20 protein-coding genes are annotated in these 22,189 nt (G+C 45.4%); 8 read left to right on the top strand and 12 right to left on the bottom strand.

Going from position 1 to position 22,189, the window contains the following annotated elements; genetic code table 11:
- Positions 1-112: 112 nt before the first annotated feature.
- Both galE and KIV40_RS15640 read right to left on the bottom strand, forming a co-directional pair.
- On the bottom strand, positions 113-1,129 hold the full coding sequence (gene galE / locus KIV40_RS15645; protein ID WP_285350127.1) for a UDP-glucose 4-epimerase GalE: 1,017 nt from the start codon (positions 1,127-1,129) through the stop codon (positions 113-115).
- A gap of 54 nt (positions 1,130-1,183) precedes the next feature.
- The gene (locus tag KIV40_RS15640) at positions 1,184-3,142 is read right to left on the bottom strand and encodes a diguanylate cyclase domain-containing protein (protein ID WP_285350125.1); all 1,959 of its coding nucleotides are present in this window, start codon (positions 3,140-3,142) and stop codon (positions 1,184-1,186) included.
- Between the two features lie 286 nt (positions 3,143-3,428).
- Between KIV40_RS15640 and KIV40_RS15635 the strand changes: the two genes are divergently transcribed.
- The 3 genes from KIV40_RS15635 to KIV40_RS15625 are packed head-to-tail and all read left to right on the top strand — an operon-like array spanning position 3,429 to position 5,802.
- Positions 3,429-4,184 (top strand): 5-oxoprolinase subunit PxpA, encoded by a 756-nt coding sequence (locus KIV40_RS15635; protein WP_012129379.1) that lies wholly within the window; start codon positions 3,429-3,431, stop codon positions 4,182-4,184.
- Positions 4,184-4,876, top strand: coding sequence for a carboxyltransferase domain-containing protein (locus KIV40_RS15630; RefSeq protein ID WP_285350123.1), 693 nt, complete (start codon positions 4,184-4,186; stop codon positions 4,874-4,876). Before KIV40_RS15635 ends, KIV40_RS15630 begins: the two co-directional genes overlap by 1 nt.
- On the top strand, positions 4,864-5,802 hold the full coding sequence (locus tag KIV40_RS15625) for a biotin-dependent carboxyltransferase family protein (protein WP_134977118.1): 939 nt from the start codon (positions 4,864-4,866) through the stop codon (positions 5,800-5,802). The genes KIV40_RS15630 and KIV40_RS15625 overlap by 13 nt, the downstream gene beginning before the upstream one ends.
- Before the next feature lie 37 nt (positions 5,803-5,839).
- Here the strand turns inward: KIV40_RS15625 and KIV40_RS15620 are convergent, their stop codons facing one another.
- From KIV40_RS15620 to KIV40_RS15610, 3 genes are all read right to left on the bottom strand, one after another.
- Positions 5,840-7,273: an FAD-dependent oxidoreductase gene (locus tag KIV40_RS15620; RefSeq protein ID WP_285350122.1), complete on the bottom strand. Its 1,434-nt coding sequence runs from the start codon at positions 7,271-7,273 to the stop codon at positions 5,840-5,842.
- Positions 7,274-7,626: 353 nt separating this feature from the next.
- Positions 7,627-10,083, bottom strand: coding sequence for an FtsX-like permease family protein (locus KIV40_RS15615; protein ID WP_285350120.1), 2,457 nt, complete (start codon positions 10,081-10,083; stop codon positions 7,627-7,629).
- Positions 10,074-10,775, bottom strand: coding sequence for an ABC transporter ATP-binding protein (locus tag KIV40_RS15610; protein WP_103414204.1), 702 nt, complete (start codon positions 10,773-10,775; stop codon positions 10,074-10,076). The genes KIV40_RS15615 and KIV40_RS15610 overlap by 10 nt, the downstream gene beginning before the upstream one ends.
- Between KIV40_RS15610 and tesA the strand changes: the two genes are divergently transcribed.
- From tesA to KIV40_RS15590, 4 genes are all read left to right on the top strand, one after another.
- Complete coding sequence (gene tesA / locus KIV40_RS15605; RefSeq protein WP_051117790.1) at positions 10,774-11,376, top strand: multifunctional acyl-CoA thioesterase I/protease I/lysophospholipase L1; 603 nt, start codon at positions 10,774-10,776, stop codon at positions 11,374-11,376. The two genes, KIV40_RS15610 and tesA, sit on opposite strands and share 2 nt — an antisense overlap.
- An 83-nt stretch (positions 11,377-11,459) precedes the next feature.
- On the top strand, positions 11,460-12,659 hold the full coding sequence (gene fabV, locus KIV40_RS15600) for an enoyl-ACP reductase FabV (RefSeq protein WP_285350116.1): 1,200 nt from the start codon (positions 11,460-11,462) through the stop codon (positions 12,657-12,659).
- 206 nt (positions 12,660-12,865) lie between these two features.
- Complete coding sequence (locus KIV40_RS15595; RefSeq protein WP_228175368.1) at positions 12,866-14,776, top strand: sensor domain-containing phosphodiesterase; 1,911 nt, start codon at positions 12,866-12,868, stop codon at positions 14,774-14,776.
- A gap of 72 nt (positions 14,777-14,848) precedes the next feature.
- Positions 14,849-16,504 (top strand): ABC-ATPase domain-containing protein, encoded by a 1,656-nt coding sequence (locus tag KIV40_RS15590; protein ID WP_285350113.1) that lies wholly within the window; start codon positions 14,849-14,851, stop codon positions 16,502-16,504.
- Positions 16,505-16,619: 115 nt separating this feature from the next.
- Here KIV40_RS15590 and KIV40_RS15585 read toward each other — a convergent pair whose 3' ends face one another.
- Together KIV40_RS15585 and KIV40_RS15580 are read right to left on the bottom strand one after the other, a co-directional pair.
- On the bottom strand, positions 16,620-17,240 hold the full coding sequence (locus tag KIV40_RS15585) for a DNA-J related domain-containing protein (RefSeq protein ID WP_285350111.1): 621 nt from the start codon (positions 17,238-17,240) through the stop codon (positions 16,620-16,622).
- 113 nt (positions 17,241-17,353) lie between these two features.
- Positions 17,354-18,193, bottom strand: a complete 840-nt coding sequence (locus KIV40_RS15580; RefSeq protein ID WP_012129391.1) for an isopenicillin N synthase family oxygenase — start codon at positions 18,191-18,193, stop codon at positions 17,354-17,356.
- Positions 18,194-18,415: 222 nt separating this feature from the next.
- On the opposite strand from KIV40_RS15580, the gene KIV40_RS15575 reads away from it, so the two are divergent.
- Positions 18,416-19,012: a DUF2238 domain-containing protein gene (locus KIV40_RS15575; protein WP_012129393.1), complete on the top strand. Its 597-nt coding sequence runs from the start codon at positions 18,416-18,418 to the stop codon at positions 19,010-19,012.
- On the opposite strand, the gene cutA is transcribed toward KIV40_RS15575, so the two are convergent.
- From cutA to KIV40_RS15550, 5 genes are all read right to left on the bottom strand, one after another.
- Entirely contained in the window at positions 18,974-19,306 is a 333-nt protein-coding gene (gene cutA / locus KIV40_RS15570; protein WP_021018225.1) for a divalent-cation tolerance protein CutA, read from the bottom strand. The genes KIV40_RS15575 and cutA overlap by 39 nt on opposite strands.
- Positions 19,307-19,315: 9 nt before the next feature.
- Positions 19,316-19,567, bottom strand: a complete 252-nt coding sequence (locus KIV40_RS15565; RefSeq protein WP_005531301.1) for a hypothetical protein — start codon at positions 19,565-19,567, stop codon at positions 19,316-19,318.
- Complete coding sequence (locus tag KIV40_RS15560) at positions 19,551-21,257, bottom strand: SgrR family transcriptional regulator (RefSeq protein WP_285350109.1); 1,707 nt, start codon at positions 21,255-21,257, stop codon at positions 19,551-19,553. Before KIV40_RS15560 ends, KIV40_RS15565 begins: the two co-directional genes overlap by 17 nt.
- 79 nt (positions 21,258-21,336) lie before the next feature.
- Positions 21,337-21,570, bottom strand: a complete 234-nt coding sequence (locus KIV40_RS15555; RefSeq protein ID WP_005531297.1) for a DUF3389 domain-containing protein — start codon at positions 21,568-21,570, stop codon at positions 21,337-21,339.
- A gap of 12 nt (positions 21,571-21,582) precedes the next feature.
- Positions 21,583-22,020: a hotdog fold thioesterase gene (locus KIV40_RS15550; RefSeq protein ID WP_012129397.1), complete on the bottom strand. Its 438-nt coding sequence runs from the start codon at positions 22,018-22,020 to the stop codon at positions 21,583-21,585.
- Positions 22,021-22,189 lie beyond the last annotated feature (169 nt).

Here is a 22,189-nt window from a genome sequence, read left to right as displayed (position 1 = left end):
CTTCTATTTATTGAAGCTACCTTTTAACCAGTAATTTACGAATTTTTCCGATTTAGATCAAAAAAGGCGCAGAACTGCGCCTTTTTGTTAATAAAGTGTAAAACTTAAGATTTTAAGCGTCTGGGTAACCTTGAGGGTTATTTGACTGCCAACGCCAAGTATCACTTGTCATCTCTTCAAGCGTACGAACCGCTTTCCAACCAAGTTCGTTAGCTGCTTTTGAAGGGTCAGCCCAACATTCAGCAATGTCACCAGGGCGACGCTCCACCAGCTTAAACGGAACTTCTTTACCAGATGCAGCTTCGAACGCTTTTACCATTTCTAGTACGCTGTAACCGTTGCCTGTACCAAGGTTGTAAATATGAAGGCCTGCTTTGTTACCTACTTTGTCTAGTGCCGCTACGTGACCATCAGAAAGATCCATTACATGGATGTAGTCACGAACGCCTGTACCGTCTTTTGTTGGGTAATCACTACCAAATACTGATAGGAATTCACGACGGCCCACTGCAACTTGAGAAACAAATGGCATCAAGTTATTTGGAATGCCTTGTGGATCTTCACCAAGCTCACCCGTTGGATGAGAGCCAACTGGGTTGAAGTAGCGAAGCAGCGTGATACTCCAATCAGGGTTTGCTTTTTGGAAGTCAGTTAAACATTCTTCTACCATCAGCTTGCTGCGGCCGTATGGGTTTGTCGCGCTTGTTGGAAAATCTTCCATAATTGGCACGGAAGCTGGATCACCATAAACCGTTGCAGAAGAGCTAAATACGATAGATTTAACGCCCGCTTCGCGCATTGCATCAACCAGAACAAGCGTACCATTAACGTTGTTGTCGTAGTATTCCAGTGGCTTTTCTACAGACTCACCCACCGCTTTAAGGCCAGCAAAGTGGATAACTGCTTCAATGTTGTGCGCTTTCATTGCATCGACAAGCGCGGCTTTATCACGAATGTCAGCTTCAATGAATACTGGTTTTACGCCGCAAACTTTTTCAATGCGCTCAAGCACGGTTGGTTTGCTGTTGTAAAGGTTATCGAGAATCACTGGTGTCATACCAGCTTCGATCATTTGAATACAAGTGTGGCTGCCAATGTAGCCCATACCACCCGTAACAAGTACTTTCATTTTATCATTCCTTCTGACGCGAATCGGGATAGTCTAAAGGTTTCTAACCCGTTTTTAAACTGTCTCTGGGGATTCGCAACCCATTAAAATTGCTTGGCCTTTACCTGCTTTCTTCGCTTGATACATGGCAGTATCCGCGCTCTTAAGAATTCTGGTCGCATCTCGTTCATTTACGCCAACCAGTTTCACACCAATACTGACGCCAACTTTAAGGAGTGTGCCTCGGTATTCAATTGGTGAACAAATCGTCTCAAGCAGCTGTTCTGCGATTCGTGTTACGACTTTTTGATTGGCAGGATTAACCAACATTACGAACTCATCACCGGACAAGCGTGCGATCAAATCGCTGTGCCGCGTTGCACCAGTCATACGTTTAGCAACGATCTTGAGCACTTCATCGCCCACATCATGACCATAAGTATCGTTGATACCTTTAAAGCCGTCCAAGTCGAGATAAAGTACCGCAAACTCGTCACGTAAATAGCCTGATCTTTGTACTAATTCTTCAAGCTCTAGGTGGGACTTGGAACGATTCGCCAGCCCTGTCAACGCATCGTGATGAGCTAAGTATTCTAGACGCTCCATCTCTTTTGCACTTGAGAGGTCGGTTAAAATAATCACCATGTCATACGCATTTTGATCTTCGCTCTTAATGATACGATTTACTCTTGCGAACATGGGTATGAGCTGACCTAGATGATTCTTTTCAATGACTTCCCCTTGCCACATGCCATAGTTATCGATCGACTCGAGGATGCTTGGCATCATGGCTTGCAGTTTGCGCCAGCGAATAGATTTTATGAATGGCTTACCAACTAATTGGTCCGAATCTAAGCCAACAAGTTTGGTCACTGCGGGGTTCACCATGGTAATGATGCCTTGATGATTCAGTACAACAAGTCCATCTTGACTGCTCTCAAACACACGCCCCGCGACACGCTGACGATTCATTGCTTCTTCAATTTCAGTAATATCTTGAATCACGAATAAAAGGTAGCCGTGCTTGCTAAGAAGTCGGCTCGTTAGGCTCAGTTGCTGTTCGCCTTCCCTATTTTCAAGGTGGATGTCATCGCACTCTAAGCCACGACTCAAAATTTGTCTGAGCTCATTTGGTGTTTTAGTCTGAATCAAATCACAAATGTTAGCGGTTTCTATACCATGGTAGGTCTTTTCAAAAATTCGATGTGTCGCCCTATTGCAATGTATTACACGCCCTAAATTGTCAGTCACGATCAGTGCATCTTGAATAGAGTCCACGACTTCTTCAGCGAAGGCTTTACGGCGCTTTAATACTTCCAAGCTGTGCTTACGTTGTTTCTCCAATCTTTGTTGGCGATCGAGCATGAAGTTAAAAGAAGACACCAACTCACCGACTTCATCTTTTGCGCGATGCTCAATACGGCCACTAAGATGATGACCATTTGCTACGTCCTGAAGCGCACGATTCACTTCAATGATTGGTCGCAGCACGCGACGCTCTACACCAATGTAAAACACAATACTACTGACCAAAAGAATAGCCAAGAACAGTAGCCCATCTTGGAGAAGCGCATCTCTCACTTCCATCAGAGGCAACTGGGAAATAGTGACCCGTATTGTACCGACAACCTTGCCTTCATGAATGATAGGTTCTAATACATAAAGAAAGTGCGCCGAAAGAGCGTAACCCACCTCATGCAGACGACTACGCTCTGTCACTGTCGGCGAAGGGAGCGTCGCACCATCCAAAGTAAAGATCGCAAATAACTGATTCTCTTTGTCGTAAAGCTTGACGCGTGATACGTTTGGCTCCTTCAGGAAATCAGCCAAAATCAATTGTGCTTGTTGCTTGTTCTTTGTTGCGAGCGCATCTTTAATTGAATGAGAGACATCGTTGATGAGAACCTTGGTTTGATCAACCAGTTCATGTTTCGCGGATTGATAAGTAATGTATGACGTGTAACTTTGAGATGTAACAAAGATGACCGTGATGAAAGCGAGAATCGGCCATATTAGCTTTGCTCGTAATGACATATATATTCCTGTCGCAGAAAGCAATCAAAAGACCAAAAGGATTGCTATGCAAACTATCACACAAAAAGAAGAAATAAGATTAACACGACATGCAATGAAATAAACCTGAAATTCTCAGATATTAGACTGATCAGTCATGAATTTCTTGAAACTTCGGATCATTTCAAAGAACTTGATGATCTTTTCATCGTTCTATCAATAACCTTCTGCTCGAAAAATGAAGTTAGTCACTGAACTTAAACGCATTTTCCTGCATTTTTAAGCATACTTTGGACTTTATAAACGTATGACATTGAATAATCAGCAACTGACACTAAATTGCGACATGGGTGAAAGCTTTGGCGCATGGAAAATGGGCGCAGATGAGTGCGTGATGCCTTTTGTCGATATGGCAAACATCGCTTGTGGTTTTCATGCTTCTGACCCAAATGTCATGCACGATACGATTACCCTAGCCAACCAACACGATGTAGAAATCGGCGCTCACCCAGGCTACCCGGACCTACAAGGTTTTGGGCGTCGCAGCATAAAAATGACCAACGACGAAATCACTAATATGGTGATTTACCAAGTCGGAGCTCTGCAAGCTTTGTGCAAAGCGCAATACACAGACATTGGCTACATCAAACCTCATGGTGCGCTGTACAACGATATGATGCAAAGTGATGGCGTTTTTCTTGCTGTCGTCAAAGCTGTGGCGCTGTTTAAAGTGCCGTTGATGATTTTAGCCTCCAAAGAAAACGAAAAGTATCTCGAAATTGCTGACGATTTCGATGTGCCATTGCTGTTTGAAGCCTTTGCCGATCGTCTCTATCAAGATGATGGAATGCTCACACCAAGAACGCAGCCTAATGCAGTATTAAACAGCGAACATGCCATTTTAGAACAAGTAAGAATGCTGGCAGAGTCTGGTCGGGTAAAAACCGCTTCTGGTCAATACATTCTTCTAGAAGCCGACACAATTTGTGTCCATGGGGATAACAACGAATCCATCGCTCTCGTTCAAAAGATTCGTCAAAGTCTCTACACCGGAGGAAATTAATGAATCAAGGGCAGTTTTCTATCTCTCCCATTTCTGAATGCAGCATCTTAATTCGATTCGACGACACCATTACTGTCGAACATATTGGTGAATTAGCGCATCAGATTGTCGATAAGCTCAAACTTATTGTTATGAACGTGGTTCCTTCTTATCAAACCATATTGATCGATTACTTGCCCTTTAGAATTCAAGAATCCACGATTCTGCAGGATCTCAATCAAATCGTCAGCCGGTTTGATGTCCAGTCAATGGCCAACAAGCAACCGAACTATATTTCTATCCCCGTTTATTATTCGCAAGAAACCGCTCTGGATTTTGCGCGCTTCGAACAAAACGGATTATCGATGAATCAACTCATTGAGTTACATACTAAACCGGTTTATACCGTTTCGGCGATTGGGTTTGCCCCTGGGTTTGCTTTTCTCTCTGACGTTACCCAAAAGCTGCAAATGCCAAGGCATCAAACACCTCGAACCCATGTTCCTGCGGGCAGTGTTGCCATTGCTGACAGTAAAACCGCAGTCTATCCAGCAGACAGCCCTGGTGGGTGGAATATCATAGGCCGCACGCCAATTTCGCTATTCACTGATACCCCTCCCTTCATTACATTTGAGGTGGGTGACAAGGTCACGTTTGGTTCGATATCCAAGCAGGAATTTGTGAATTTAGGAGGCGTTTTATGCGCTTCGTAGGTTTATTGGTAGAAAAGCCAGGCCCGCTCTCTTTGATTCAAGATTTCGGTCGCTTCGGGTTAGCACACATCGGTATCACTCAAAGTGGACCAGTCGATGATTACGCTTACAGTTGGTCTAACCATCTTCTAGGCAATCCCGTTAACTGCTCTGTGATCGAAATTACATTGGGCAATGCGAGCTTTAAAGCCCTAACCGATTGTCATATGGCGATTTGTGGTGGTGACCTTAATGCAACGGTTAATGGGGAGCCCATTGCCAATTGGTCTGACTTTTGTCTACGTAAAGGCCAAACACTTAAGTTTGGTATCGCGAAGAATGGTCTTCGTGCTTACTTAGCAGTTAAAGGTGGCTTTGATGTGCAAACACACTTAGGAAGTACATCCACTACCGTACGAGAGTCTTTGGGCGGTCTAGCGCAAAACGGCGAACCGCTGAAAGCCGGAGATATGATTGGATTTGAACCGCATACACTTCCTTCATCAAAATCGAGGCAGATGACGTTCCGATTCAAACCTGATTACAACTTACCCTTAACGCTTAGGGTTATCGAAGGCTATCAATACGAAGATTTTGCTCAACAATCGATTGATGACTTTTATTCAACTGGCGGCTTTACCATCTCCCCCAATTCAAACCGCATGGGCTATCGTCTTGAAGGCGAAGCGATACAACCGCCTTATGAAGGGGTGCTTTCTGAAGGGATTGCGCTTGGCTCTATTCAGGTTCCTAACGACGGGAATCCCATCATATTATTGAACGATCACCAGACCATCGGTGGTTACCCTAAATTTGGCTGTGTGGCGAGAATTGACTTACCACGATTAGCGCAAGCCAAACCGGGACAAGAAGTGCGTTTTGTTCGCGGAGACAGACAAGGTCTGCAAGATGTGTGGTGCCAATGGGCTCAATTCTTTGGTTACTAGTAAGATAGCCGAGCCCAGATTTAAAAAAATGTGAGCGTTACATGCCGTAACGCTCTGCTAGTGCTTGAGGGTAGCCGCGTTCTTGCGTCAGTTTAATCGCAAACTGTTCTACTTCTTTTTCACTCCAATGCACAGTGACTGGGTGTTGCGTTTCAACATTAGATTCAGGCTCAACCCCAAACCAATGTTTTGCCATCTTTTGTGCGGCAAGTAAGGTAGAAGAAGCCTTAACGACTTCGATTCGAGCGTAATTATTCTCTTCAAATGTCACGTCAGCGGCACGCAATACAGGATCGGTTCCCGGGATTTGTTGTGCTCCAAATAGCGCTTTGCCACCCTTAACGGCATTTTTGTAATCCGGAATAAACTGAGCCATGTGCTTAATCGCATTGCCTGTACGCTCATCTAGGATTTCTTGTCGCCAACCATTTCGAATCTTAGACAACAATTGTGTCGGCAGCTCTGGCTGTGCAGAAGTGTTAGAGCTCTCCACCAAGCCGTCATCAAATAATGTGATGCCTTTTGTCATACCGTGCAATTGGAAGTAACCGTCACCATAAGGCGTTAATTGAGCCATGCCTTTGTCGGTACCGCGAGGGCCATGGAAGATCACTTCTGGCCACTGCTGCGTACATTCATTCCAACGCGTAACGTAAGCCGCCTTAAACTCAACCAATCGTTCGCGTTTCACGCCAATAGCGTCATCCACTGCACCAGTTTCAAAACCGCAAGCATTGATTAGGTAGTCGCAGCTTAAAAGCTGATGCTTTTCGTCTTTAAGATATGTGAGCGCCCAATGTGAACCATCCCAATGGGTTTGCTTAAGTTCCGCTTGAGTCAATACCTCAACATTAGGCAGTTGATCTAGCGTCATATTCGCAACCGCAGCTAATCTGAATACGCTCCATCCGTATTCCTGAACTGCGACGACCGGATATTTAAGGGCTTCCAAATCAGCGTGTTGAGCAAACGGAATACACCATTCATCAATGCTCTTTGGACTTTGCGGTTGTGTTTGCTGCGCCAGCGCAAGAAGTTCAGCTTTCGAGTACAGCTTGTAGTACTCATCGGGCTCACCAAGCACTTTGTTATCAGGCGCTTGTTGAACGAGCTTCTGATACGCCGATTTGATGACTTCTAAACGCGGTAACAACGCTTCCGGATCTCCTCCATCAGAATGTGGAACCGCGATTAAGGTAGGACGGACATTCAGTGAATGCGGATACAAACGGATCGTATCGATAGACTGAGCCAGAAGATCCAAGCACTGTTGCTCGGAAATCTCTCGATAAAGGTTACCACCAGAATGTAAATGACAAATTGGAGGACCATTGACCAAAGAGACGCCTTTTTCGATTACGGACACTTTGAAACCTAACTCGGCAAAGTGAATGGCTGCAGTTGAACCCGCAACTCCACCACCGATAATAGCGATGTGTTTATCTTTACGATTTGGAAACTCAGACTTCATTGCTTCACTGAAAATTTTATAAGGAGAAATATTTACTTAGTATGATTCTACTCGGGTTTGAGCATGATTAAAATCACAAAAAGTTCATGGGTTTGCATTTGTTAACGGTGTACGAAAAAAGTTACTTTTGAGAGCAAAAAATTTCCTAAAAAAGTGCTTGACGAGGTTGTTGGGAAAGCCGTTTTTTCTACCTGTGTGAATAATATTTTAACGCTAACACCCATCGCATAAAGCCTGCGGAAACACCCCACTTTACTAACACTTCAGTTATCCCAAAAGTTATCCACCGTTTTTGTGGATAACTAAAATAAAAGTGTCATGGAGTGCTTCCACTTGCTGCGAAACAAGGCAAACTAAGTGTTTACCGGTGTTAACAATCTTTTTATTAGACTCATTACTACGAGTGCTAACACGGAGAACGTGGCTACTGGTAAAGCTATCCACAATTCAGGGTGAATCTGTGGACTAAGTTGGAAACCATACTTCATTACTGCTGCCACACACGCTTCTGCGGCAAAGACTGCAACACCACTCGCGACAAGCGCCATAATCCCATATTCAGCCCACAGCGTTGTGTTGATACGTTTCTTACTGGAACCGAGGGTTCGATAGAGTCGAATCTCTTCCTGACGCTGAGATAAGCTCAAACGTAATAGTGTAAATATTAACAACAAACCCGCGACGACACCGAGAAGCGCCAGAATGGTAATCGCTGATACTATCTGTTGGATAAGTTGTTGGATTTTGTCGCCCATGGTTCGAATATCGAGTACTGATACCGTAGGATGAGCCCGAGACATTGAAGTCAGCAGAGCGTCGTTACCATCGTCGATTCGATAGCTGATCAAATAAGAACCCGGCAAGCTGGCCATAACATCTGAAGAGAAGATGAAGTAAAAGTTTGGCTTCATATCTCGCCACTCGACATGACGAATGCTGTCGACGGTAGCATCGAAGTTCTGACTGTTAATCACAAAACGCAGTTTGTCACCCAGATCAATACCAAGTTCGTCCGCAACTTGTGCTTCGACAGAAACGCTTGCTTTGTTCGTCCAAGAGCCGGACAGGATTTCATTGTATTCTGGCAACGCATCCCCCCATGTTAGGTTTAACTCTCGGCTTACTGCATCAGAACCTTGACCTTGAGATTTTATCTCTTTGACACTCACATCGTTAATTTCCGCAAGTCGACCACGAATAATTGGGAAGGCCTGTGACCTTGTCACGCCATTTTTATCCAATGTCTCAAGGTAGCTATCGAGCTCATAGTCTGCAATATTCAATGCGAAAACGTTGGGGGCATCCGCTGGCAGCGTCCTCGCCCAATCAGCAAGGATATCGCTGCGTACAAGCCAAATAATAGAGAGCAACATTAATGACAGAGATAAAGCGCCAAACTGCAAGCCACTCGTCACTGGGGTTCGGTTAATTCGACTTAAGGCGAGCTTCATCGCGGGCTTTGTCGATATATGAGCGAACAACTTGGTAAGCATGACACTCACGACGGCAAGCACAACAAACAAGGCTGCAATGCCTGCAAGCACAATCCACACTAACGTGTTATTCGCGTATAGGATCAGCAATGGCACTACAGGGACCAGAACTAGCCACATGCGCTTCCAAGAACGCTTACGAGAACCTTGCTGTAGCACTTCTAACGCAGGCGTTTTTATTAGACCGAGCAGAGGAATACCAAGCGCTGGTACCGTAATAAGAACAGCTGAAACAACAGAGATTAAAACCGGAGTGACGCCGTAACTAGGAAGTGGGTTTGGGAGAAGATCTTTGAGTGGAATTCGCAACAAATATTCCAAGCCGCTACCTAATAAAAGACCAACGATGCTCGCACTCACCAGCAAGATAGTGACTTGAATCAGTAGCCATTTTTCAATCCAACGACGACTTGCTCCCAAGCTCTTCAGCATCGCGATGGTTTGAGTTCGGCTGTTTACGTAACTTTGGCAAGTCAAAACCAACGTCGTTGCCGCCATGATGATGACGATCGCAACTGTTAACGAAAGATATTGAGTTGTGCGCTCGAACACTTCATTACTGCGACTTGCCGTATCTTGCGTGCGCCAGCGATCACTCGGAGAGAGTTCAGTGCTGTCTTGAAGTTGAGTCAGCGTTGTATCATCACCTTTGAGGAACAGGCGATATTGAACACGGCTCCCGACCTGAATGGCGCCCGTTTTCTCAACGTCACTTTGGTGAATATACGCCGAGGGCATTTGTTGGAAAGGGTTGAAACTCAGTCCTGGTTCCATCAACACAGCACCAGAGACCGTGAAATCAGCATCGCCAATGGTGACAATGTCACCTTTATTCACATCCAACTGCGCCATAATGCGCTCGTCTAGCCAAAGTTGGTTTGCCTTCACATGGCCTGACGAATTGCTGTCGAGAACCAGATCGCCCATCAATGGGTATTGCTCATCAACGGCTCGAACGGAAATAAGCTGCATCACTGTCTCGCTGAATGCCATCGTCGCAAAGCGCGTCATGGTTGAGCGTTCTAGTTTATCTGTCGCAGCAATAAGTGCATCAGGAATGGGGTTAGCGGAAACAAATACAGCATCGGCGGTTAATGCATCTTTGCCCTGTTTTACAATGACCTGCTCCATTCGCTCGGCCAAAGCAGAGAGCGCGAAGATGCTGGCAATCACCAAAATCAATGCGACGCTGATCGGCCACAAGTTCCCTTGACGTATTTCACCTAAGCTCCAACGCACTAGGCTCTTGTTCGGGGAATGCTTCGCCTTTTGGTTGCTTGGTGCCGAGTCTTGTTCACTAGAAGAGATCACGGACATGTTACCTCCTCTTTCAATTCTCCGGCTTCCATTCGATACACTCGATCACAACGACTGGCTAAAAGGCTGTCATGCGTAACTAAGATTAAGGTCGTACCGTGTTGTTCATTCAAGTCAAAAAGCAGCTCAATAACTTTCTCGGCGGTTTGGTGGTCCAAATTCCCTGTTGGCTCGTCTGCAAACAGTAGCTCTGGCTGAGTCATGAAAGCACGAGCAAGCGCAACCCTTTGTTGTTCACCCCCAGATAGCTGACTTGGTAAATGGTCTAAGCGCTTTTCTAGGCCTACCGCAGTCAGCAAATCCTTTGCCCTTGAATCATCTTCAGCCTCACCACGTAAAAGACAAGGCAGCGTTACGTTGCGCAGAGCAGTTAGGCTCGGGATAAGAAGGAAGCTCTGAAACACAAAGCCCAGCGAGTCAGCGCGAATTTTTGCACGTGCTTCGTCGTCCATTTTGGAAAGCGCATGACCGAGCAACGTAATCTCTCCCGACGTTGGTGTGTCCAACCCGGCAAGGAGTGTCATTAGCGTAGATTTGCCCGCGCCAGATGTACCGACGATGGCAATTCTTTCACCCTTTCTAATGTCAACATTTACATTTTTAAGGATTGTTAATTGTTCTTGATTAGTAGAGACTTGCTTAGAAACCAAATTCGCTTGAACAATAGGTGCGTTAAGTACAGGTGTTTGCATGATTCGTATACTTTCCTTAGTTCTCTTTTTCTGCCTTTCCGCTACAGCACATGCGAGCGAAAAGCTACTTGTTTTGGGCGACAGCCTGAGCGCTGGTTATCAAATGCCTATAGAGGAGAGTTGGCCTAGCTTACTCCCAGACGCGTTATTAGAACATGGCCAAGATGTAAAAGTTGTAAACGGTAGCATCTCTGGTGACACCACAGGCAATGGCCTTGCACGGTTACCTTCTCTCCTTGAGCAACACACGCCCGATTTGGTTCTGATTGAGCTTGGCGCTAACGATGGCCTGCGTGGCTTCCCACCTAAACTTATTACGTCAAACCTATCGAAAATGATTACCATGATCAAAGATTCTGGTGCGGATGTCGTCATGATGCAAATCCGCGTTCCACCAAATTATGGTAAGCGTTACAGCGATATGTTCTACGACATCTACCCTAAACTGGCAGAACATCAGAAAGTAGCGCTAATGCCGTTCTTCTTAGAGCATGTCATCATTAAACCAGAATGGATGATGGACGATGGCTTGCACCCAAAACCGGAAGCTCAACCCTACATTGCTGACTTTGTCGCTCAAGAATTGGTTAAACATCTCTAATTTTACTGGTCTAGCTCAATAAGTTTTACCTAACTTTACGTTACCCTAACCGGTATCTTATTCACCAAGGTTAGATAATAACAATGCAAATAGAACCGTTAATTCAGGGTGTTGTAGCTCGCTCAGCACACCCGTATGGGTGCCGCGCTTCCATCAAAGAGCAAATTGAGTACGTAAAACAGGCACCACAGATCGAAAATGGCCCCAAGCGCGTTTTGATTATTGGTGCTTCTTCAGGTTTCGGCTTAGCCGCTCGCATCGCCCTTACATTCGGCGGTGCAGAAGCAGACACGATCGGCGTCTCTTTTGAACGCGGCCCATCAGACAAGGGCGTTGGCAGCGCAGGTTGGTACAACAACATCTATTTTAAAGATGAAGCCACTCATCATGGCCGTAATGCGGTTAACATCGTAGGCGACGCCTTTTCTGATACTGTTCGTAACCAAGTGATTGAAGCGATTGAAACCTACTTCGAAGGTGAAGTAGATCTAGTGATTTACAGCCTGGCGACAGGTGTTCGTCCAAAACCAGAATCCGACGAGTTCTGGCGCAGCGTCATCAAACCTATTGGTGAATCGGTGACGGGTGCTTCTATCATGCTTGAAAACGACCAATGGGTTGAATCAACGCTCGCTCCAGCGACACAAGAAGAAGCCGAAGCAACGATTAAAGTGATGGGCGGTGAAGACTGGGAAAGTTGGATCGACACACTGATCAACTCAGAGTCGGTAGGCAAAGGTTGTAAAACCATCGCCTTCTCCTACATGGGGCCGGACGTAACACACCCTATTTACTTAGATGGCACGTTAGGTCGCGCAAAAGTAGATTTACACCAAACCAGTCATGCATTAAATATCAAAATGGCAAACTTTGGTGGCGGAGCGTACGCCACTGTATGTAAGGCCTTGGTAACTAAAGCCAGTGTTTTCATCCCAGCTCTCAGCCCTTATCTTCTGGCGCTGTATCGTGTGATGAAAGAAAAAGGCACGCACGAACGTTGTATTGAGCAAATGCAACGCCTGTTTACGACCAAGCTTTATGACCAACCAAAAGTGCCTGTCGATGGCGAACGTTTGATTCGTATCGATGATCTTGAATTGGATCCTGAAGTCCAAAAAGAAGTGTTGGCTTTGTTAGAACAAATGAACGCGGACAACTTTGCCGAAATCGGCGATTATGAAGGCTTTAAAGACGAATTTATGAAGCTAAATGGCTTCAACTTTGAAGGTGTCGATTACACTCAGGACATCTCAATGAAAACGCTTAAAGCATTGAAACCGTAAACTGCCTCCCAACCCTGACGTCTCACTTATAAGACTGTGCCAAGTATTTAAGAGTCCTGAAAGGTTTTCAGGACTTTTTTTTATCTGAAGTAATCGTCCCCCTATACTTGATCTAGTCGAGGATTTAAATGATGTGTACATCTGGCTACAAATAGAAAAATGATACTTGTTCACAGGGTGTGGGCCGACGGCAAAGGACTGCTTTTATGGGTACATTACAAACACTAGATTACGAGATACCCGAATCGATGCGGAGAAGTTGGCAAAATATCGTCAACCTCTTAGCACGCATTGCCGATGTACCCACTACACTGATCATGCGTATACATCCCGATTACATAGAAGTAAACACCACTAGCGAAACCGAAAATAACCCTTACCAAGTTGGCGACAAAGAAAAACTAGGACATGGTCTTTACTGTGAACACGTTATCGAAAACAAATGTGGGCTGTTGGTCCCAAATGCACTGGTTGACGAGAATTGGAAAGATAATCCAGACATCGAGCTAGGAATGCTCTCTTATTGCGGGCTGCCGCTGTATTGGCCGAACGGAGAAACCTTCGGCACCATCTGCATGTTGGATGCGAAAGAAAACCAATATAACGACACCTACCGAGAGCTTCTCGCCTCTTTTAAAGAGTCTATAGAAGCGCAGCTTGCCGTCGTTTTTCAACAACATAAGCTTGTCCGCTTGAATAACGAACTCAAAAGTCGGGTTGAAACCCGCACTACTGACCTTGCTCAGCTTAGTTACTCGTTGACAAGAGAGATAGACCGCCGTAAAGCCGCCGAGAAGCAAGTCAACTATCAGCAGACTCATGATCAAGGGACAGGCTTTTTGAATCGAGCAGCACTCGAACAAGTGTTAGACCAAACCTTAGATGGCATTGATACTGAACAACACTCTTTGGTGGTGATTAATGTCGGCTTTAGCAACGCTCGAAGCATACAAACGAAATACGGCTTCGAAGCCTTTGATGAGGTATTGAAAGAGTTTCGCTTTCGCCTTGGCCACACCGAATCCAGCTATTTTGTCACAGGAAGACCAAGCTCTAACGACGTCGTTATCATCGTTACCGGCGAAAACATAGAAACGAAAGTACAGCACCTCCTCGACGACATTAATCATGTCAGTTTGGGTAATTTTTTTATTGAGGACAACGAAGTCCACCTCAATTCTTATGTGGGTGTAGTTCAAGCCCACAAAAACAGTTATGGGAAGCAACTACTGCAAAATGCGTGTTATGCAATGTTGCTGTGTAAAGAGTCGGGCGAATCTTATCGCTACCTCTGTGAAAGTCAGTCTCAAGATATTAGTGACCATAACAAACTCGAGAGCTACTTGCTGCAAGCGGTTCGTAACGATGACTTAATGCTGTACTACCAACCGAAGGTTCTTCCACATAACCATAAATGGATTGGTGCTGAGGCATTACTTCGTTGGCGCCATCCGGTGCTGGGCGATGTCTCTAATGAAGCCCTAATTCACATGGCCGAGCAAAATGGTCTGATCTTTGAGGTCGGTTCGTTTGTCCTTCGCACTGCAATAGATAAAGCTAAGCAATGGTCTGAGCTGGTGGATAACTTTAAGATTGCCGTGAATGTCTCACCTATCCAATTGCAAAACGTTAACTTCGCAGAGCAAATTGAACACCTGTTAGATACCTTTCACCTACCCGCACACTTCCTCGAACTGGAAGTCACCGAGAGCGCGCTCATTGCCGATGAAGTTGTTGCACGTAATACATTGAATAAACTGCACAAACTTGGAGTGACATTGTCACTTGATGACTTCGGGACGGGTTATGCCTCTTTCAGTTATTTGAAAAAATACCCGTTTGATGCGATTAAAATTGATAAAAGCTTTGTTCAACAAATGGAAAAATCTGACGACGACAAAGCCATCATCTGCTCTATCATCCACATCGCCAAAAAACTGGAACTTCAAGTGGTCATTGAAGGGATTGAATCCACTCAACAAGAGCAATTTTTGATTGGTGAAGGCTGCGATATTGGACAAGGCTTTTTGTACGGTAAGCCAATGCCTTGCAATGAATTTGAACAAAGTTTGTTTAATCAAAACCTATTAGGTGGACAATACACCTATTCTTCCTAAGCATTTCCTTTACTCTGCTGGCGGTGGTTTCTATAATCGCCGCCCGCTTCCAATAAAAAGGCCATTATCTTCATGGATCAGTTGACTGCCACGCTTAAGAAAATCGAAAAGCAGAACTATCGCGCATACCAACAAATCAAAGGTCAGTACGACTTTGGTGATTTCGACTTGTACATTGATTACGTACAAGGTGACCCGTACGCATCTGCTTCTCGCCTACGTGCTACTCGCGCGTGGTCTTTGACCGGTCTTGAATGGCTTAAAGACGAATCCCCTGCATTCCAACGCGCGGCTCGTGACTTTATTGCTCGCAGTTTTGATGAGTTTGCAAAACAAGAGAACGCTGTTTCTATCTCTCTAAGCGGTCAAACCGTTCTAGATAACACTGCGGTGCTTTTCACTGAAGAAGGCATTGAGCTTCGCTTCCGCGTGAATTTGCCAGCTGAAGGTCGCTCTGTTCTTGGTAAGAAAGCGAACAACATTTTGACGTTCTACTTGCCAAAGTTTATTCGTCGCGCAACGCTGGAGCGTGAGCTGAACAAAGACGCGTTGATTGAGCACTGTAAAGTGGTGGAAGATCAAGCGTCACTGCGTGAACAATTAGAAGCAAATAATCTTGTCGCTTTCGTTGCGAATGGTAGCGTTCTTCCACGTATTGCCGGTAACTGCGATCTACCGATGAAAGATGCGGTCGAATTTAAAGCGCCAGAATCACTTCAGGTTACTCTTCACGCACCAAATAAAGGCTATGTAACCGGTTTGGGCATTCCAAAAGGCATCACCTTGATTGTTGGTGGTGGTTTCCACGGTAAATCAACGCTACTGAATGCAGTAGAGCGTTCTATCTACGATCACATTCCTGGCGATGGTCGTGAATACATCGTAACAGATGCGAATGCGATGAAGATCCGTGCGGAAGATGGTCGCTGTGTTCATCACTTGAACCTATCGAACTACATCAACCACTTGCCAATGGGCAAAGACACGGCGGATTTCTCTACGCAAGACGCGTCGGGTTCAACTTCTCAAGCGGCTTGGCTACAAGAGTCTATCGAAGCTGGCGCAAGTTCACTGCTTATCGATGAAGATACGTCAGCAACTAACTTCATGATTCGCGACGAACGTATGCAGGCGTTAGTAGCAAAAGGCGACGAACCCATCACTCCATTGGTTGATCGTATCGGTCAACTGCGTGACGAGTTAGAAATCTCTACCATCATCGTTATGGGTGGCTCTGGTGACTACCTAGACGTTGCAGATACGGTTATCCAAATGCACGACTACCAAGCGGTTGATGTAACCGAAAAGGCCAAAGAGGTTATCGCTCAGCACCCTACTCAGCGTCATAACGAATCAGAAGAGAGCCTACAAACGTTCCATCCTCGCGCGCTGAACCGTGTAGCACTGATGAACATTCTGACAGACGGTAAGTTCCGCGTGAATGCAAAAGGCAAAGACTCTCTTCGCTTCGGTAAAGAGTTTACAGACCTAAGTGCACTTGAGCAGCTGGAGTCCGCAGATGAAGTCAACACCATCGGTTGGCTATGGTTCCAGATCGCGCAACTTCCTGGTTGGTGTAACCACCCAGCGAAAGAAATTGAAGACATGCTATCTGGCGAATGGTACGCAACACTGCCAAAACAAGGTGACCTAGCGAAACCACGTACATTAGATGTCATGGCGGCACTGAACCGCATGCGTAAGTCTCAGTTTAAACCTTCTCGTTAATACTGAACAACACGAATAGCAAAAAGGCAGCGATAGAACGCTGCCTTTTTTGTTTGAATTAGATTGGGGAGTATCGCCAACAAGCTCATTTTGTTACATTGTCACGCAAAACCTATCATCCGTTACGTAAAACATTCCATGCATCGCACAAAACCCTAAAGCGCTCTGAATCCCCATTGTCTCGGTCTGGATGCCAACGTAGCGCGAGTTTGCGCCACTGCTTTCGGATTTCTGCTTTAGTCGCATCTGCACTTAACTCAAATAAACTTAGCGCCTTGGCGCGATCTAAATCTGAAGATGAGCTTCCACCTATATGACGTTGGTATCGGCTCCAGAATTCATTAAGCAGCCTACGTACCTCACCTTCATCCGCTTCGTAGTTCTTCCAATCAAGGTAATACTCTCTCAGAGGATCATTGGTATCGATACTGCGACGAGAGGCTTCAATGGCCGGCATCAGGACAATATTCATCGCTTCAACTTGCAGCCAGCCGTCTGGGTATAACGTTTCTTGTAGCTGATAAAGAGCGTTCATCAGTAAGAAGTTACGTTTAAACAAGTCTTTATTTGGGGATGAATCTAATTGAGGAATGTAACCGTGCTCACCAAGCTCCTGCGCGAGTGTGTGCACCTTCCAGTTTGTAGGTTGTTTTCGGAGAATGTCTAGAATCGGCCACAACAATGGGTTTTCCATATATTGCTGTCCGTTGTGGCAAACATCAAATTGTTCGTCCATGTATCCCCTAACCGTTTTAAGTACCTGTTATTAAAGCTAGTCAATTTGTACCATAAACACAAAAAGGCTGACAGTCATAAACCGTCAGCCTTTTGAAAGAGGATCTCTTTAACTTAAATAACGCCCAGCTCTCTCAGACGCTCCATCAAGTAACTGTGTGCGGTGTAACGCTCAGAAAGCACAGTATCCGGTTTTGGGTGCAGGAACAGTGGCAAAGAAATACGAGATTTTTCTTGGCGACCGCCTGTTGGGTTGATAACGCGGTGAGTCGTCGATGGGAAGTAACCACCCGATGCTTCTTGCAGCATGTCACCAATGTTGATGATTAGGTTGCCGAAATCACATGGCACATCTAGCCAATCACCTTCTTTGCTCTTAACCTGAAGACCCGGCTCGTTCGCTGCTGGTAGTACCGTCAGAAGGTTGATATCTTCATGGGCAGCCGCACGAATTGCGCCTGGCTCTTCTTCGCCAGTCATCGGTGGGTAATGCAGAACGCGTAGAAGTGTTTTATCGCTGTTGTTGATCATTTCAGACAACGCGATAGAGAACTTCTCTTGTACCTCTTTTGGTGCGTATTCTTCTACCCAGCCAAGCAGTTCTTGAGCAAACGCGTTAGCACGGTCATAGTATTCCATGATTTCCGCTTTTAGCTGCTCAGGCATTTGTCCCCAAGGGTATACATGAAAGTACTCTTTAATATCTTTTACTGAGTGGCCTTTCGCGACTTCAGAAACTGATGGTGGAAAATAACCGTCTTGTGTTTCAACATTGAAGTGGAAGTCGTTCTTTTGCTCAGAGCAGAAAAACTCGTACCAGTTTTTGTAAATAGACTCCACCAGCTCTTGAGGGATTGGGTGGTTTTTAAGGACACCAAAGCCTGTTTCGCGCAGTGAGGTGACGAACTGTTGAGCAGCGTCGTCAGCAAGATAATCGACAGTTTCCAGTTTCATGACATTACTTCTTTTATATTAGACTGAGCGTTGAATTCTATGGATGGCCATGTTGTAAATCAAATTTTAATGAAATGTTTGTGCGCAAACGTTTTATTGTTGAGCAGTTTCGCAATATATCAACATAAAAAGTAAGCATTACCCCTGCAAAAGAAACAATTGCACACCGTACAATTAAGTGTAATCATAAACACAGTTTTCAATTGAAGGATCAATTTCTCTATGAAAAGTACTTCTACTTTATTAGGTTTAACGATTTTCTACGCGATCGTTTTTTTGTTTTCTGCGTTAGAACCAAATTCCCGCGCGGTGTGGTTTGCAGAGATCGTTCCTGCCATCGGTATTCTTGTGGCCATTTGGGCATTGTCCATTCGCTACCAATTCAGTAACACCGCTTATGTGCTGATGTTTATCTGGCTGTGTCTTCATACGATTGGCGCCAAATATACCTTTGCAGAGGTGCCTTTTGATTGGTTCAACAACTTGATAGGTTCGGAGCGCAATAACTTTGACCGCGTTGCTCACTTTTCTATCGGTCTCTATGCGTACCCTATTGCTGAATACCTAATTAACAAGAAAAAAGTCAGCGCTAAATTGGCTTGTTGGTTCGCGCTCTTTGCCATTATGTCACTGGCAGCAGGCTATGAAATCATTGAATGGTGGTATGCCGCAATCGCTGGCGGTGATGAGGGTATTGCCTTCCTAGGCTCCCAAGGAGATATCTGGGACGCCCAGAAAGACATGTTATGTGACACGATGGGTGCCATATTATCTTTGGTTTTACTGACAACTCAGCGTCGACTGGCGAAGCCACTCTAGATAAGGGTTAAACCCTTCTACAATTGGGACTTGCACGATTTGAGCAACTTCATACTCGTGCAGGTCTTTTATTTTGTCTTCAACCAAAGCGTAAAGATCTTTGCGCGTTTTAATGATAAATAGCCATTCACTATCACTGCACACTTCGCCTTTCCAAACATAGTGGCTTTCAATGGCCATGGTTTGAATGCAAGCCGCTAGCTCTCCTTCCAACAAACCTTTGATGATTTCGTCACGGTTTTTTTCTGTACCAGCGGTACTCAATACCATGCAGTATTCGTGTTGTTCGCTCATAACTGACTCTTATTTCATCGTCACCTTGCCGCCGATCATCTTGTAGGCAGGTGTTCCTCTGACTAACGTATCTCTTGCAAACTCTTGTTCACAACCAGGGCAAATGCAAGGTGTCTGAGTGAAGTCTTCTACAATGCGTTCTTTGAAACACTTCACCAGCGCGCCTTTGCCGCCTTTTCGATATTTAAACAGCTGCGTCTTACATTTCGCACAATATATCTCGACCGTTTTGGTCGGTTGTTTCTTATTCGGTTTCGCCATCTTGCTCTATTTTTGGTTTTACCCACACGTTGCTGAAATCAAACCAACCAAGGGCATTGCACTTGGCATTCTGTAGTGCACCGCTGTGGTCTTTGTTTACGCCTAACCAACAGTGGAACATTGGGATCACCTGGCAGCTTTTCACAAGTTGCCTTCCCAATTCTCGAGCGGGGAAATCAGCATGTTGCCCTGCTCGCCATTGGTCCACCAGCCCAGCCCAACCAGAGAAATCATAACCTGCACTAAACTTGTCGATGTCGCTGTAATCCAGCAGCCATCCAGCTAACGCATCGTTACGGTTAGTGGCAATCCCCATTGCTTTAATCCAGATATCGACCTCTTCTGGTGATGGAGGTTGCGTGTCATAGCGAATAAATTCAACATCAATACCATGAGGTTTTAATAAGGTTCTAATCGCCTTTGCGATGACCGGAAACATCGGATGCTTCTTTTGATAAGCAACACAAATGGCTTTGTCTTTCTGAGGGGCTTCACCGGCAATGGTCGGCCTAAGGTCTATCCAGCCCGGCTTTAGACCAAACGCTTGCAGAACGCCGAGCTCGATTACCTTGTCTTGAGGCACATGGGCATACACTTGGTAACTGTTCAGTGTTTGGCTTAAAAACTCCGCCCAACGCGGGTCTCTCGCAATACCTGTATTTTTATTCAGTAATAAGAATGTACAGCCCGGATCGAGCTCAACTTCGTCCGTCGACGCTTGTTTGTCCATTTGTGGTTTGGTCAGGCTTGGATACACCATCGAGGAGTATGCTTCGTCGATCACCCATACCTCGACTTGATCCAAGAGCGGACGTAGCCCGAAGTAGCCATCGAATGCCGTCAAAATTAAACGTTTGTCATCGTTGACTTTCACTTGAAACGGCCCAGTTCCTACTGGCTTTCTATCAAACTCTTCCGCGCGCATATTGTTTGGCAACAGGACTTTGGCTTGAGACTCACTCAGAGCAAGCGGCAGGTACTTATCAGGACGAACAAGATGAATATCCACTGTCCAAGGTTCAGGCGAAACGACTTTTTCGATGTGTGAGAATAGATTCAATTCGCTTAATACGCTGATGCTTTCAATCACGCAATCTGTCGTGAGCAGTTCCCCATTATGGAAACGAACACCACGGCGTAAGTAAAAACGCCAATGGGTATCTGAGAGCGCTTCCCAATAATGGGCAAGGTCTGGTTGAAGTTGCTCATTGTCATCCAGCTTAGTTAAGCCACTAAACACTTGGCGCGCAATATGCTGCTCTGAACGGCGCATCGGCTTTTGCGGGTTCAACATCGCAAGTGGACGATAGTAAGGCAAACGGACGACCTGCTCGCCTTGACGGTGTTGTAAGCCGAGGTAGCCTTGAATCACTTGAGTGAGTTTAGCTGCGTCATTATCCAACGCCTCTAACGCCTGCCCGATTTTGCCTTCGTCCAAGTAACGACGTGCAAGGTTTTCACTGACATCACTACGATTGCGCTTAAAAACCAGTTTAGAGAGTTTTCCGCGACCTGCGGCAGGATGCCATTCGATCCAGCCTTCTTCTTCTAACTTATTAAGAACGATTCGAGCGTTGCGGCGGGTACAAAAGAGTGCTTCGGTAATGTCTTCGAGTTGCACTTCCGTGTCATTACCAGAGAACTTTTCAAACAGCGTTTCGAACTGAACGCGTAAACGAGGGCTACTCATAAAGAGGAAATTTTAGTTTTCATAACGATAAACTAAGTTTCCTCATTTTTTACGGAAAGTGCAAACTCCGACGTGCAAATTATTGAATGTCGATACCAATTTCTTGCGCTAGGTGGCGTAATTGATCTTCATCGTCGAGTTTGATCGACCATTTGGTTTCCGCACCATGTGCCAAAACCACGTTAGCACCGCGACCAAGCAGCTGAATTGCATCGGTTTGAGCTTGCAATGTGACCATCGCACTTCCGGATAGCTTAATCACGACTTCACGCTGCGTTGCGATAATTTTTCCTAAAGAGAATTCAATAACCATATGAGTATTCTCTTATTGAACCGTTTTTTCTTTCGGATGTTTTACGGCAATCGTCAAACGGCTCGTGCAAACCAAACGTCCGCGTTCATCCGTTATTTCGATTTGCCATACTTGAGTCGATACACCCAAGTGAACCGGCTTCGCCGTGCCAATAACGTGCCCGCTGCGCATGGCTCGAATATGGTTCGCATTGATGTCTAATCCCACACAGTAACTCCCCTCACCAACACAGAAATTGGCAGCCAGTGACCCCAGCGTCTCTGCGAGTACAACAGAAGCGCCACCATGAAGCATCCCTAGAGGCTGATGTGTAAAGCTGCAAACTGGCATGGTCGCAGTGAGTGAGTCATCCGTAAAATCGGTATAGACGATTTGCAGGTGCTCCATCATGGTGTTTTTCGACGTCGCGTTAAGAATGTCTAGATCGATTGGCTTTTTCCAAATACTCATTTTTCGCTCTTATCTCGCCCCGTATTGCACTGGGCGATTTATCTATGAAAAGTGCGCCTAGCATAGTCCTGATCGCATTGTGACTTCAAGGTCAAACGCAAGTCTCAACGTGATCAACATAATGACTTAACGTTTCTTTACGAAGCGTTATACTATTGGTACAAAACAG

Source organism: Vibrio sp. D173a (genome assembly GCF_030248475.1).
Note: the sequence above shows the minus strand (reverse complement) of the source record. Positions and strands in the feature narration are given on the sequence as shown.